Origin of the sequence: Sphingomonas xanthus, assembly GCF_007998985.1 — a bacterium.
GTDB classification, from domain to species: Bacteria; Pseudomonadota; Alphaproteobacteria; order Sphingomonadales; family Sphingomonadaceae; genus Sphingomicrobium; species Sphingomicrobium xanthum.
Genome location: NZ_CP041659.1, coordinates 1,060,815 through 1,074,082, shown reverse-complemented (window position 1 = coordinate 1,074,082; position 13,268 = coordinate 1,060,815). Strand labels below are relative to the sequence as shown.

Sequence of the window (13,268 nt, the reverse complement as noted above, 5' to 3'; positions counted from 1 at the left end):
GAGTTGCCTGTGCGGCTGATCGTCTGTCTCCTTGCTGCCTTCGCGGCGACGGCCTGCGATAGGCAAAAGGCCGAGGAGCCTCAAGCGCCCGCTGGCGAATCCCAGCAGGTGAAAGGTGTCGACCGCAGTCAGCGCGGAAAGCCGTCCCCGGTAACCGTCTTCCGCGATCCGGATGGCGGCACGTTCACACTGTCGAAGTTCCGCGGGACGCCCCTATTGGTCAATTTGTGGGCCAGCTGGTGCGCGCCCTGCATCAAGGAGTTGCCGACCCTTCAGCAACTCGAATCGGCGCATGCGGGCGACGGAAGGCTGGCGGTGATCGCGGTCAGCCAGGACATGGCGCCCCAAGGATCGGTCGACGCCTTCCTCGCGGAACGCGACCTTGGCCGTTTTGCAGCCTATCATGATCCGGAAATGGGGCTTTCGTCGGCGCTCGGCACGCAGATCCTGCCGACAACGATCCTTTACGATGCCGGGGGCAAGGAAGTCTGGCGCTATGTCGGCGATCTGGACTGGACCGGACCCGAGGCAACGAAATTGCTGGCTGAGGCGTCAGGCGCGCGCGCGCGGGAGAGCGAAGGCAATTAATCGCCCGTCGATCGCCGCGAGGCCGAGCGCGATGAGGCCGAGGCCGAGGAAATGGCTGGTCGCGAGCCGCTCGCCGAACAGCAATGTGCCGAGCAGGATCGCGACCGGCGGCACCAGCAAGGTTACCAGCAGGGCATTGGTCGCCCCCGCGCTGTCTATCAGCCGGAAATACAGCACATAGGCAAAGGCCGAGCAGAGCAGCGCTAGGAGTATGATCGCGGCCCAGGCTTCAGCGGGCGGCATCAGCCGGGTCCATGGCTGGTCGATGGCCAGGGCGAAGGGGGCCATAACAAAGGCCCCGGCGAGCAATTGGCCGGTTGCCACCTTGATCGGCGTGACCCCGAGCTTGCGGAAGCGACGGGCCCAGACACCCGCCAGCGCATAGCAGAAGGCGGCGACAAGGCAGGCGAGTTGGGCGAGCAGGTCGCCGCCGCCGGCCAGTAGGTCGGGGCCGACCATGGTCGCAACGCCCATGACGCCGATCAGCACGCCTATCAGGCGCGCGGGCGTCAGCTTTTCATCGGCGGTGAACGCATGGGCGACCAGCACCGCCCAGATCGGGCTGGTGGCATTGAGGATCGCGGCAAGGCCGCTGGCGATATGCTGCTGGCCCCAGCCGAACAGGGCGAATGGTATCGTGGTGTTGAGTAGGGCAAGGACCAGGATCGATCCCCACAGCGGAAGAGGCAGGTTTAGCCGGTGACCGCGCAGGCGCATGAACAGGTACAGGCCGCAAGCGGCGATGCTGAGTCGAAGCCAGACATAGGTGAGCGGGTCAATATGGCTGACCGCGATCTTGATGAAGGAAAAGGCCGCGCCCCAGATCAGCGCCAGCGCGCCCAGGGTGGCCCATTCGCGACTTGTCATGACATTATGGATCATCGGCAGCGTGTAATCGGCTTGCAACGCGTTCGCGTCCCGTCGCTTGCGCTCGAACAACTGCTTGCTGGCCGTCGCCATGAACCTGCTCCTGGTACGACTTTGGCCATAAGTAAGAATGGCCGGACGTCCCAACCAAGATAGGTTGGTCTTCGATAAGCCGCGCTTATCGGGCGTCAGTCGCGAAGCAGCTCGTTGATACTGGTCTTAGATCGGGTTTTCTCATCGACCCGCTTGACGATTACCGCACAGGCCAAAGCCGGGCCTCCCTTGTCGGAAGGCAGGGTGCCCGGGACGACGACCGAATAGGCCGGGACGCGGCCATAGAAAATCTCTCCGCTGGCGCGGTCGACGATCTTGGTCGAGGCACCGAGGAACACGCCCATGGACAGAACTGCGCCCTCTTCGACGACCACGCCCTCCGCGACCTCGGAGCGCGCGCCGATGAAACAATGGTCTTCGAGGATCACCGGCCCGGCCTGCAGCGGCTCAAGCACGCCGCCGATTCCGGCCCCGCCCGATATATGGACGTTGCGGCCTATCTGGGCGCAGCTTCCGACGGTTGCCCAGGTATCGACCATCGTCCCTTCGCCGACGTGGGCGCCGATATTGACGAAGCTGGGCATCAGCACTGCACCGGGCGCGATATAGGCGCCCCGGCGAACGATCGCCCCGGGAACCGACCGAAAACCGGCCGCGGCAAAGCGTTCGGGGCCCCAGTCGAGGAATTTTGACGGGACCTTGTCCCACCAAGGCGCGCCGCCAGGGCCGCCTTGGATAGCCTCCATCGGATTAAGCCGGAAGCTGAGCAGCACGGCCTTTTTCAACCACTGGTTGACTTGCCATTCACCATTGACCTTTTCGGCAACCCGTTCCTCGCCGGAATCGAGGCGCAGGATCGCGGTCTCGACCGCTTCCCGCAGTTGCCGGTCCGACCCGTCGATCAAGTCGCGCCGTTCCCAGCCCTGTTCGATGGTCGATTGTAGGTCGGTGGTCACGAAGCGTCTCCAAGCAGTTCGGTCAACCATTCGCCGACATCGGCGATGGTCAGGTCTATGAAATCCGGGTGGTGCGCGTGATTGCCGCGTTCGGAGCCGTTGTCGACCCAAACCGTCACCATCCCCAGATTTTTCGCCGGTCGCAAGTTTTGGGCCATATCCTCCACCATCGCCGCGCGGGACGGATCGACCCTGAACCGGTCGAGCAGGCGATGATAGCCATGGGTGTTGGGTTTGGGCCGAAGTTCCGCAGCATGGATGTCATGCATCTCGGCAAAATGCTCGCCAATGCCGAGCGCCTCAAGCACGCGGCGGGCATAGGGCTCATCGGCGTTGGTGTGCACGATCTTGCGTCCGGGCAACCGGCCAAGCGCTTCGGCAAGTCGCTCGTCGCGCCGGATGCGGTCCAACGGAACGGAATGGACATCGTCGAGAAAATGATGGGGATCGACATCATGCTCGCGCATCAGCCCGGCGAGCGTCGTCCCATGACGGTGGAAATGTTCTTTTTGAACCCGCCGTGCCTCAATAATGTCGCAGCCGAGAAGGCGCTGAATGTAGGCGCCCATGCGCTGGTCGATCAGGTCGAACAACATCGTCGACGCTGGATAAAGGCAATTGTCCAGATCGAAGATCCATGTGTCGATTTTGCCGAACAGGGGAAAAAAACGCGGATTCATGCTCCAGCGCATGTAGACTTCTTGACGTCTTCAGCAAAATGAAAGCTTTATGATTCCATAGGGATGTTTGGGGAAAAGCCGTGGAGTTCCAGCGGCTTGACGGGGATAAATCGATGAATAACCGATATCTTGCTTCCACCGCCTGCGCTTTGCTGCTGGCCCTGTCCGCTTGCGGCGGCGGCGGCGGCGGCGGCGGGATTGGATCGACTCCGACGCCGACCCCAACGCCAACGCCGACGCCGACCCCCACACCGACGCCGACGCCGACGCCCACTCCTCCGCCGGGAACCAACTTCAATACCGCGGAATATCAGCGGTCCAACGCGGCGACCACGTCCGGCGCTATCTCCGCATGGCAGCAGGGCGCAACCGGCGCAGGGGTCAAGATCGCGGTCATCGACAGCGGCATCAACCCGGCGCTGGCCGAATTCGCGGGCCGGATCGATCCCGCAAGCCGGGACGTTGCCGGCAGTCGCGGGGTCAGCGATGAGGATGGCCACGGGACCGCGGTCACCGCGGTCGCCGCGGCAGCGCGCAACGACGCGCAAAATGTCGGGATTGCCTTCGACTCGACCATTCTTTCGTTCCGCGCCGATACCCCCGGCAGCTGTGCGACCACCGGCGATGACGGTGGCTGCAAGTTCGGGGACAGCGCGATTGCCGCCGGCATGGATGCCGCCCGTATCGCCGGAGCAAAGGTGATCAATCTGTCGCTTGGCGGGTCTTCGCCGGGTGGCCTGCTGATGTCGGCCATGCAGCGCGCGGTCAACGCCGGCATCGTGATCGTCATTTCCGCTGGCAATGACGGCGCCGAACCCGAGGGCGGAAACCCCGACGGCTTCGCATTGGTCCCGGCGCAAACATTTGCGGGCCGGGTGATCATTGCGGGGTCGGTCGGCGTAAGTGACGGGCTTGGCGGCACCGACATCAGCCAAATTTCGACCTTCTCGAATCGCGCCGGGTCAGGCCAAGCATGGTATCTGGCGGCGCTTGGCTATCGCGTGCGCACGATCGACGAGGAGGGAACTGGCTACCTCTATTCGGGAACAAGCTTCTCGGCTCCTGTCATTACCGGCGCGGTTGCGCTGGTCGCCCAGGCCTTTCCCAATCTTAGCGCGGCGCAGATCATCGACCTGTTGTTTCGTACCGCCGACGACATTGGCGCCCCGGGGGATGACAATGTGTTCGGGCAGGGCCGGCTGAACATCACCCGCGCCTTCCAGCCGGTAGGCGGCGCGAGCCTGGCCGGTACTGCGGTCGCAATCGACGATAACAGCGCAGGCGGCGTGTTGCCGGAGGGCGCAGGCGATGGCGGCGACAAGGGCGGGCTGGGCGCGATAATCCTCGATGGCTACAGCCGCGCCTTTGTCATGGATCTTGCCAAGGGTCTGCGCGCCGCCGAGGCGCGCCAGCCGCTGGAGCGCGCGCTGACCGGACAGGTTCGCGGCTCGGCGGTAACCGCGGGTCCGGTTTCGATCGCGCTCACGGTCGCGGAAAATGGCGCCAAGCCGGGGATCTTCAATGTCGCCCGGTTCGGCATCGGTCCCGAAGACGCCGCCAAGTCGCGGCTGGTCGCGGGCTCGGCCATTGCCAGGCTGGATTCGAAGACCAGGGCGGCCTTCGGCTTTTCGCAAGGCGCGAAGGCGATCGAACGCCAGCTGACCGACGCCCAGGCGGGCGCCTTCCTCATCGCCCGCGATATCTCCGCCGATCCCGGCTTCCAGGCTCGGCGCGGAACCAGCATCGCGATTCGCCGCGACCTGGGCTTTGCCGGCCTGACCCTGTCGACCGAAGACGGCAGGGCCTGGCAGCGGATCGAAACCGATGCGTTGGGATCACCCTATCGCTGGTCAAGCCTAGCGCTCGACCGCCGTTTCGGTGACAAACTATGGGCCTCGGTGGGGCTTAGCCGCCTCGACGAGAAACAGACGCTGCTTGGGGGAAGGCTTGGCACATTGTTCGGCGATTCCGGATCGTCGAGCCTGTTTGTCGATGTCGAAGCGCGGCGCAATCTGGGGGACGGCTGGTCGGCGAGCGTCAGTGCCCGTCGCGGCTGGACCGACTTCGCCAATGGCAAGCTGACCAGCGGGGCCTATGCGTTCGATCTTTCCAAGTTCGGCCTGTTCGCTGATCGCGATCGATTGGGCCTGCGTGTTTCGCAGCCGCTCCGCATCGAACAGGGCGGCATCGGGCTATTCCTGCCGACGGCCTATGATTATGCCACCGGGAGCGAAACGGTGACGATGCAGCGGCTCAACCTGACGCCGTCAGGCCGTGAGATCGACGCGGAGCTGAGCTATTCGACGATGCTCGACAAGGGCTGGCTGGGTGCCAACCTTTTCGTGCGCCGCCAGCCCGGCCATGTCGCCGCCGCAGCGCCCGACGTGGGGGCGGCGGTCCGTTACAGCTTGGGGTTTTGATGTTTCTGCCCGGCCCTGCGGTCAGACGGTGAAGCTTTCGCCGCAGCCGCAAGCGCCCTTGGCATTGGGGTTTTCGAACACGAAACCGGCGGCGAAATCATCCTCTCTCCAGTCCATCGTCGATCCGACGAGGTAGAGCACCGACGCGCCGTCGACATAGAAGGTGCCGCCGGGCGTCTCGATCTTTTCGTCGAACGCCTGCTCGTCGGTCACATAGTCCACGGAATAGGCGAGGCCAGAACAGCCGCGGCGCGGAGTCGACAGCTTTACCCCGATCGCGCCGTCGGGCGCGCGCGCCATTAGCTCGGCGATCCGGGCCTCGGCGGCCGGCGTAAGGATGATCGCGGCGGGCCGCGCGCGGAGCTTGGTGGTCATAGCATTCCCAATTCAAGTCGCGCTTCGTCGCTCATCTTCGATGGGTCCCACGGCGGATCCCACACCAGCTTGACCTCCGCGTCGCGAATGCCCGGTACCGACAAGACGCGAAGTTCGACTTCGCCCGGCATGCTTTCGGCGACGGGGCAGTGCGGGGTCGTCAGGGTCATTGTCACGATCGCGTCGCCATCCTCGCTGATCGCCACGTCGTAGATCAGGCCAAGCTCGTAAATGTCGACCGGGATTTCCGGGTCGTAGATCGACTTCAGGGCCTCGATTACCGCGTCCTGCAGCTGGCTACCCGCGCTGTGCGGATCGGGGTCGGGTTTTTTCTCGGACAGGAAGCCGGCAAGATAATCGCGCTTGCGCTCGAAGGTTTCGGCCGGACTTTCCGGCGCGACCCGGGCGCGCGGCGGGGCAGTCACGCCTTCGACTTCTTCCATCTCGATCTTCTTTTCCTCGCCCATCAGCTGAAAATCCGTCTTACCTTGTCGAGCCCGCGCAGCAGCGCCTCGATGTCCGAGGAATCGCTGAACGCTGCAAAGCTTGCCCGAGCTGTCGCCGGTACGCCCAAACGATCCATCAACGGCTGGGCGCAATGATGGCCGGCGCGAATGGCGATTCCCTCGTCATCCAATATGGTGCCGATGTCGTGGGGATGAACCCCCCTCATCGCGAAGCTGACGATCCCGGCGCTGTCCGCTGGGCCAAACAGCTGAATATCGTTCATGCCGCGCAGCGCCGAGCGGCATTCGGCGACGAGCGCCGCCTCATGGGCATGGATGGCGTCGAGCCCGACCTTGCCGATCCAGTCGATCGCGGCATGGAGCCCGACCGCGCCGACGATGTGCGGAGTGCCGGCTTCGAACCGCGACGGCGGCGGCAGGAAAGTGGTGCGCTCGAAAGTGACCCGGTCGATCATTGCCCCGCCGCCCTGGTAAGGAGGCATCGCCTCGAGCAACGCGGTTCGACCCCAAAGCGCGCCGATACCGGTCGGACCGTACAGCTTGTGGCCCGACACGGCGTAGAAGTCGCAGCCGATCGCCGACACGTCGACCGGAATGCGCGGCGCGGCCTGGCAGCCGTCGAGCAGCAGCAGCGCGCCTTTCGAATGCGCCATATCGGCCGCGCGCGTGGCATCGAGGATCGAGCCAAGCACGTTCGAGACATGGGCAAGGGCAACGACGCGATGGCGCTCGCTGACCATCGACTCGGCAGCATCCAGATCGATACGGCCGTCGTCGGTCAGTGGGACGACGTCCAGCGTGTATCCCGCAAGCTGCCAAGGAACGATATTGCTATGATGTTCGAGCGCCGACACCAGCACCCGGTCGCGGCCGACCCGGGGAAGCGATTGCGCGACGAGGTTGATGGCTTCGGTCGCCCCGCGGGTGAAGACGATCTCGTTTGGCGAACCCGCGCCAAGGAACCGGGCAATGGCGCCACGCGCATCCTCGAAGCTTTGGGTCATCACCGCCGAGCGCTCATAAACCCCGCGGTGCACAGTGGCATAATCGCGCGCATAGGCGGCAGTAACCGCGTCGATCATCGCCTGCGGTTTTTGCGCCGTGGCGGCGCTGTCGAGATAATGCCATCCGGCAATCGCCGGAAACTCGCCGCGCACCGACAGGGACGGGACCAGGCTGGTTTCGCGGTTCATGCCGCAACCTGCCTCAGCGCGGCGCGAGCCATCTCGGCAATGCCACTCGCGTCGTCTTCGATGTCATCCCAAAGTCCGCCGATGAACCCTTCGATCAGAAGTGCGCGCGCGGCTACCGGGTCGAGTCCGCGCGCAGCGGCGTAGAACAATTGGTTTCGGTCGAGCTCGCCGACCGTTGCGCCATGGGCGCACTTCACATCGTCGGCGTAGATTTCGAGCTCGGGCTTGGCGTTGGCCGCCGCGCCTCGGTCGAGCAGCAGCGCCTTGACCGATTGTTCGGCGTCGGTCAGCTGCCCTTCGCGCGCCACCGCGATCTTGCCGAGAAAGCTGCCCGTCGCGGTATCGCCGAGCACGCTTCGGATGACCTGGTGCGAAGTCGCCGACGGCGCGACATGGTTGACCGTCGTGACGATCTCAAGCGTCGCCGATCCGCCGCCGATGTTCGCCGCGTGGAGCGCAAAGGCGGCCCCTTCGTGAAGCGTGACGTCGAGTTCAATCCGCCCGTAGCGCGGCGCGCTGTTGAGCGCGAAAAAGGTCGCTGACGCGCCGGCGTGAAGGGCGACGTTAGCGCGGCGGATGTCAATCGCGTCGCCGCTCGGAAGCCAGATTTGCTGCAGCTTTTGCTGCGCAGCAATTTCGATCGTTTCGGGCGGCGCAAGCGACGCCCAGACTTCGGCCAAAGCGTTGGCGTCGGCGTAGCGAAAAGCTTCCAGTTTCCGGGTCGGGATCGCGGTCATCGCCGCCCACCCATCTCGCGCTTGAACGTTGCAAGAAGCCGCGGTTTCTGGGTGGTGATGCACTGCTTCACCGCGGCATCGTCGCTACCGACCTGCTTCACGCATTTCGCGCTCGCCCGACACAACCGTTCGTCCAGCTTCAGGCTGCCGCTCGACCGGTCGAGACTGCAGTGAAGCTTACCCTGACGGTCGCGGACCAGCTGAACCTCGACCGACTGGAACCGCCGGCCGATCACGACGATATCGGGCTCCTGCACCGCGGTGACGAGCGCGAGGAGGGCAATCACGCCGCCGCCTCCGCATAGCCTTCGCGCTCCAGTTCATGCGCCAATTCCGGTCCGCCCGACCGGACGATTTTCCCGCGCGACAGAACATGCACCTGCTCGGGTTTCACATAGTCGAGCAGGCGCTGGTAATGGGTGATGAGAAGCACCGACTTGGCGGGATCGCGCATGATCGAATTGATGCCCGCGCCAACCGCTTTTAGCGCGTCAATGTCGAGACCGCTGTCGGTCTCATCGAGGATCGCCAGCTTCGGATCCATGATGCCCATCTGCACCATTTCGGCGCGCTTCTTTTCGCCGCCGGAAAAGCCGACATTGACCGGGCGTTTGAGCATCTCCGCGTCCATGCCGAGCAGCGCCGCCTTGTCCTTCGCCAGGCGGATGAACTCCGCCCCGCTCAGTTCCTTTTCTTCGCGTGCGCGGCGCTGCGAGTTCAAGCTTTCGCGCAGGAACTGGAGGTAGGAGACGCCGGGAATCTCGACCGGATATTGGAAGCCCAGAAACATGCCCGCCGCGGCGCGCTCGTGCGGCTCCAGCGCGAACAGATCCTGCCCGTCGAACGTTACGCTGCCCTCGGTCACTTCATAGCCGGGCCGTCCGCCCAGCACATAGGCGAGCGTCGACTTGCCGGCGCCGTTCGGCCCCATGATCGCATGAATTTCGCCGTTCGGAACTGTCAGCGTCAGCCCGTTCAAAATCGACTTGCCGGCGATTGTCGCGTGGAGGTTTTCAATCTTGAGCACTTAACCGACACTTCCCTCTAAACTGATGCCAAGCAGCTTCTGCGCCTCAACCGCGAACTCCATCGGCAGCTGCTTGAGCACCTCGCGGGCAAAACCGTTTACGATCAGGGCGACCGCGCTCTCCGCATCGAGCCCGCGCATCTGGGCGTAGAACAGCTGGTCCTCGCTGATTTTCGAGGTGGTGGCTTCATGCTCGATCGTCGCAGTCGGATTGCGCACCTCGATATAAGGCACCGTATGCGCGCCGCATTCGGAGCCGAGCAGCAGGCTGTCGCACTGGGTGAAATTGCGGACATTGTCGGCGCCCGGCATCACCTTCACCAGGCCGCGATAGGTATTGTCGCTGCGGCCCGCCGAAATGCCCTTCGAAACGATGGTAGAGCGCGATCCTGCGCCGATGTGAACCATCTTGGTGCCGGTGTCGGCCTGCTGCCGGTTGTTGGTCAGCGCGACCGAATAAAATTCCCCGACGCTGTCCGCGCCCTTCAGGATGCAGCTCGGATATTTCCAAGTGATCGCGCTGCCGGTCTCGACCTGGGTCCAGCTGACCTTCGACCGGTCGCCGGCGCACAGCGCGCGTTTGGTGACGAAATTGAAGATGCCGCCCTTGCCCTCGGCGTCGCCTGGATACCAGTTCTGGACGGTAGAGTATTTTACCTCCGCGTCCTCGTGCGCGTAGATTTCGACTACCGCCGCGTGAAGCTGGTTCTCGTCGCGCATCGGCGCGGTGCAGCCTTCGAGGTAGCTGACGTAGCTGCCCTTCTCGGCAACGATCAGCGTGCGCTCGAACTGGCCGGTATTCTCGGCATTGATCCGGAAATAGGTGCTGAGTTCCATCGGGCAGCGCACGCCCTCGGGCACCAGCACGAAGGTCCCGTCGCTGAATACCGCGCTGTTGAGGCAGGCGAAATAATTGTCGCGCTGCGGGACCACGGAGCCGAGGTACTTTCTGACCAAATCGGGATATTCGCGAATCGCTTCGCTGATCGACAGGAAGATGACGCCGGCAGCCTTCAGCTCCTCGCGGAATGTGGTGGCGACCGAAACGCTGTCGAATACGGCATCGACCGCGACCTTGCGCGCGCCTTCGACCCCCGCGAGCACTTTCTGCTCCTCGATCGGGATGCCGAGCTTTTCATAGACCCGAAGGATTTCGGGATCGACCTCGTCGAGGCTGCCGAGCTTCGGTTTCGGCTTGGGCGCGGCGTAATAATAGGCGTCCTGATAATCGATCTGGGGGATGTCGAGCTTGGCCCAGTCGACTTCTTCCATCTCGAGCCAGGCGCGATAAGCCTTGAGCCGCCAGTCGAGCATCCACTCGGGCTCGCCCTTTTTTGCGGAAATGAAGCGAACCGTGTCCTCGCTAAGCCCCTTGGGCGCGAACTCCTGCTCGATGTCGGAGGAGAAGCCCCACTCATAATCCTTGGCGAGATGTTCGCGCGCTTCGCGGTTGGTGACGACCTCCTCGTTCATCGCGCCAGCTCCTGCAGACTGACCGACCCCAGGGCGCCGCGCACGGCATTTCCGACGATTCCCATATGCGGCTTAACCCGGCAGTGTTGATCGAGCGCGCAGTCGGACGACCCGTCCTCATGGCCGACGCATTGGGTCATGGCGATCGGGCCTTCGACAGCTTCGACAATATCGGCCAGGCTGATCTCGCCGACCGGGCGGGCCAGCGCATATCCGCCGCCAAAGCCACGCTGGCCGACCAGCAGGCCATAGGCCGACAGTTTCTGCATCAGCTTTTGCGCGGTCGGCAGCGGCACGCCGGTCTCTTCCGCGAGTTCGGTGGCACTGAGGCGTGCGGATGGGGCGCGGCGCGCAGCCGCGGTCATCATCACGACCGCATAGTCGGCAAGATGGGTGAGTCGCATGGTTCTAATCGGAGCTTTCTACTCCGATTTAGGGGGATGCGCGCAATTTTACAATGTCATCGCACGATCGATTAGCGACGAGGCGGTCAAGGCGGCTCCGCCGGACCGCGTCGTAACGGCCTTCGCCCGACGGCTAGCCCCTGGTCCTTGCTACCCACTCGGCTACGCGCTTTTCCAGCATGTCGAGCGGCATCGAGCCCGCCAGCAGCACCGTGTCGTGGAATCCGCGATCATCATAGCGCGCGCCGAGCGCCGCCTTGGCCTTGGCGCGTAGCTCCTCGATCTTCAGCTTGCCAACCATGTAGGCGGTCGCTTGCCCGGGATAAACGATATAACGCTCGATCGCCTTGACGATACCGCCCTTCGCGTCGGCGCTATTGTCCTCGACATAATTGATCGCCTGCTCGCGGCTCCAACGCTTGTGGTGAAGGCCGCTATCGACAACCAGCCGAATGGCGCGGTGAAGTTCGAGCTGGAGACGGCCAAAGTCGCGGTACGGGTCCTGGTAGAGGCCCATCTCCTTGCATAATTTCTCGGCGTAAAGACCCCAGCCCTCGTCGGTGGCGGTGTAGCCGCTGAACTGGCGGAAGGGCGGCACGGCGCCCTCGGGAAGCTCGCTCAACAAGGCGCCCTGCAGGTGGTGGCCGGGAATGCCTTCATGGCAGAACAGCGCCTCGACCTCGACCGAGGGCATGTTCTTCATGTCGTAGAGGTTCACATAATAAATGCCCGGACGCGATCCGTCGGGCGGCGGGTCGTTGTAGAACGCCTTTCCGGCATTCTTTTCGCGGAATGGCTCGACCGGCTTGATCAGCAATTCGGTCTTGGGCAGCCGACCGAAATAGCGCGGAAGCTGTGCCGCTACCTGCGCCTGCGCCTTGCGGCTTTCGTCGATATATTTCTGCTTCCCCGCCGGAGTGTTGGGATAATAGAATTGATCGCCGTCGCGGATGTGCGCGAAGAATTCCCGAAGCGTCCCCTTGAACCCAACCCGGTCCTTGATCGCGTTCATCTCCCCATGGATCCGGGCAACCTGCGCGAGCCCAAGCTCATGGACCTGGTCGGGTGTCAGGTCGGTGGTCGTGTAGTAGCCGAGCAGCGCCCGATACATTTCGGCGCCATTGTCGAACCTCCAGATGCCGTCCTGGGTGCCGGCGCGCTTCTGCTGGTCCTCGAGGGTTGAGATTAGGCGGCGATAGGCCGGACCCATCGACCCGGACAGCGCCTCGCGCGCCTCGGCGATCAGTGCGGCCTTGCGCTCGGCGGGGATGTCGAGCTTGCCGATCTTACTCTTGAAGTCCGCGAAAACGCCATTGTCAGCGCCCGCGGAGAAGGGCGCGCCGCTAATCAGGTTACGCGATTGTTCGAGGACCTGGGGAAAAACCCAGCGCGGAGGCAGCACGCCGAGCTTTTCCCGCTCCTTCGATTCGGCGATCGCCCCATCGATATAGGCCGCGGAGCTGCGGATCCGGCTGATATAGGCTTGCGCATCGGCTTCGCTCTCGACCCGGTGGATGTTGATAAGGAAGGCGGGGATGGTGGCCTGGGCGCCGTTCATCTGGTCGAAGACGTAACGGTAGTGCCGATAGGGGAAGATGCTTGCCGACCGCTGGTTGCGGTACAGCAAAAGGTCGTAGCTCAGCTGATCATCGGGGGAGAGGCTGGCGCGACTGAACTGCGCGGCCATCATTTCGGCGGTGCGCTGGTCGAGCTCGCGGTTACGGATTTCCGCGGCGTCGCTGAACTCATCAAGCTTGCCGTAATCATCGTCCTTGATCCCGCGATAGGCCTTGCTGATAGGCGAGGACGCAAGTTCCGCCTGGTCATAGGCTTCGAAAAAAGCCTTGAGCGCTGCGGCCTGGTCAGCCGGCGCTGGAACGGCGATCATCGCCGGTTCGCTCGTCATCTCCGAGGCTGCCGGCGGAATCAGCAGGGGATCGGGCACGGTGGTGGAGCAAGCGGCAAGAAGGGCTGTCGAAGCGATCAGGGCAAGGCGGGTCAACAGGCGGCTCCTCGAAAAATGTCGG

At 63.6% G+C, this 13,268-nt stretch carries 14 protein-coding genes; 2 read left to right on the top strand and 12 right to left on the bottom strand.

Going from position 1 to position 13,268, the window contains the following annotated elements:
• Positions 1-9 precede the first annotated feature (9 nt).
• Entirely contained in the window at positions 10-588 is a 579-nt protein-coding gene (locus tag FMM02_RS05355) for a TlpA family protein disulfide reductase (protein WP_246104834.1), read from the top strand.
• On the opposite strand, the gene FMM02_RS05350 is transcribed toward FMM02_RS05355, so the two are convergent.
• From FMM02_RS05350 to FMM02_RS05340, 3 genes are all read right to left on the bottom strand, one after another.
• The gene (locus FMM02_RS05350) at positions 553-1,548 is read right to left on the bottom strand and encodes a DMT family transporter (protein WP_222703832.1); all 996 of its coding nucleotides are present in this window, start codon (positions 1,546-1,548) and stop codon (positions 553-555) included. The two genes, FMM02_RS05355 and FMM02_RS05350, sit on opposite strands and share 36 nt — an antisense overlap.
• A gap of 95 nt (positions 1,549-1,643) precedes the next feature.
• Positions 1,644-2,465: a 2,3,4,5-tetrahydropyridine-2,6-dicarboxylate N-succinyltransferase gene (dapD, locus tag FMM02_RS05345; protein WP_246104833.1), complete on the bottom strand. Its 822-nt coding sequence runs from the start codon at positions 2,463-2,465 to the stop codon at positions 1,644-1,646.
• On the bottom strand, positions 2,462-3,145 hold the full coding sequence (locus FMM02_RS05340; protein ID WP_147493890.1) for a pyrimidine 5'-nucleotidase: 684 nt from the start codon (positions 3,143-3,145) through the stop codon (positions 2,462-2,464). The genes dapD and FMM02_RS05340 overlap by 4 nt, the downstream gene beginning before the upstream one ends.
• A gap of 113 nt (positions 3,146-3,258) precedes the next feature.
• On the opposite strand from FMM02_RS05340, the gene FMM02_RS05335 reads away from it, so the two are divergent.
• Positions 3,259-5,565, top strand: a complete 2,307-nt coding sequence (locus FMM02_RS05335) for a S8 family peptidase (protein ID WP_187107856.1) — start codon at positions 3,259-3,261, stop codon at positions 5,563-5,565.
• Between the two features lie 21 nt (positions 5,566-5,586).
• Here FMM02_RS05335 and FMM02_RS05330 read toward each other — a convergent pair whose 3' ends face one another.
• The 9 genes from FMM02_RS05330 to FMM02_RS05290 all read right to left on the bottom strand — a co-directional run bounded on the left by FMM02_RS05330 (position 5,587) and on the right by FMM02_RS05290 (position 13,243).
• Positions 5,587-5,940, bottom strand: coding sequence for a HesB/IscA family protein (locus FMM02_RS05330; RefSeq protein ID WP_147493888.1), 354 nt, complete (start codon positions 5,938-5,940; stop codon positions 5,587-5,589).
• Positions 5,937-6,407: an SUF system Fe-S cluster assembly protein gene (locus tag FMM02_RS05325; protein ID WP_147493887.1), complete on the bottom strand. Its 471-nt coding sequence runs from the start codon at positions 6,405-6,407 to the stop codon at positions 5,937-5,939. The genes FMM02_RS05330 and FMM02_RS05325 overlap by 4 nt, the downstream gene beginning before the upstream one ends.
• Positions 6,407-7,600, bottom strand: a complete 1,194-nt coding sequence (locus tag FMM02_RS05320; protein WP_147493886.1) for a cysteine desulfurase — start codon at positions 7,598-7,600, stop codon at positions 6,407-6,409. Before FMM02_RS05320 ends, FMM02_RS05325 begins: the two co-directional genes overlap by 1 nt.
• The gene (locus tag FMM02_RS05315; protein WP_147493885.1) at positions 7,597-8,337 is read right to left on the bottom strand and encodes a SufD family Fe-S cluster assembly protein; all 741 of its coding nucleotides are present in this window, start codon (positions 8,335-8,337) and stop codon (positions 7,597-7,599) included. The genes FMM02_RS05320 and FMM02_RS05315 overlap by 4 nt, the downstream gene beginning before the upstream one ends.
• Positions 8,334-8,624, bottom strand: coding sequence for a hypothetical protein (locus FMM02_RS05310; RefSeq protein ID WP_147493884.1), 291 nt, complete (start codon positions 8,622-8,624; stop codon positions 8,334-8,336). The genes FMM02_RS05315 and FMM02_RS05310 overlap by 4 nt, the downstream gene beginning before the upstream one ends.
• Entirely contained in the window at positions 8,621-9,364 is a 744-nt protein-coding gene (gene sufC / locus FMM02_RS05305) for a Fe-S cluster assembly ATPase SufC (protein ID WP_147493883.1), read from the bottom strand. Before sufC ends, FMM02_RS05310 begins: the two co-directional genes overlap by 4 nt.
• Positions 9,365-10,837 (bottom strand): Fe-S cluster assembly protein SufB, encoded by a 1,473-nt coding sequence (sufB, locus tag FMM02_RS05300; protein ID WP_147493882.1) that lies wholly within the window; start codon positions 10,835-10,837, stop codon positions 9,365-9,367.
• Positions 10,834-11,241: an RrF2 family transcriptional regulator gene (locus FMM02_RS05295; RefSeq protein WP_147493881.1), complete on the bottom strand. Its 408-nt coding sequence runs from the start codon at positions 11,239-11,241 to the stop codon at positions 10,834-10,836. The genes sufB and FMM02_RS05295 overlap by 4 nt, the downstream gene beginning before the upstream one ends.
• Before the next feature lie 133 nt (positions 11,242-11,374).
• The gene (locus tag FMM02_RS05290) at positions 11,375-13,243 is read right to left on the bottom strand and encodes a DUF885 domain-containing protein (protein WP_342782541.1); all 1,869 of its coding nucleotides are present in this window, start codon (positions 13,241-13,243) and stop codon (positions 11,375-11,377) included.
• Between the last annotated feature and the right edge of the window lie 25 nt (positions 13,244-13,268).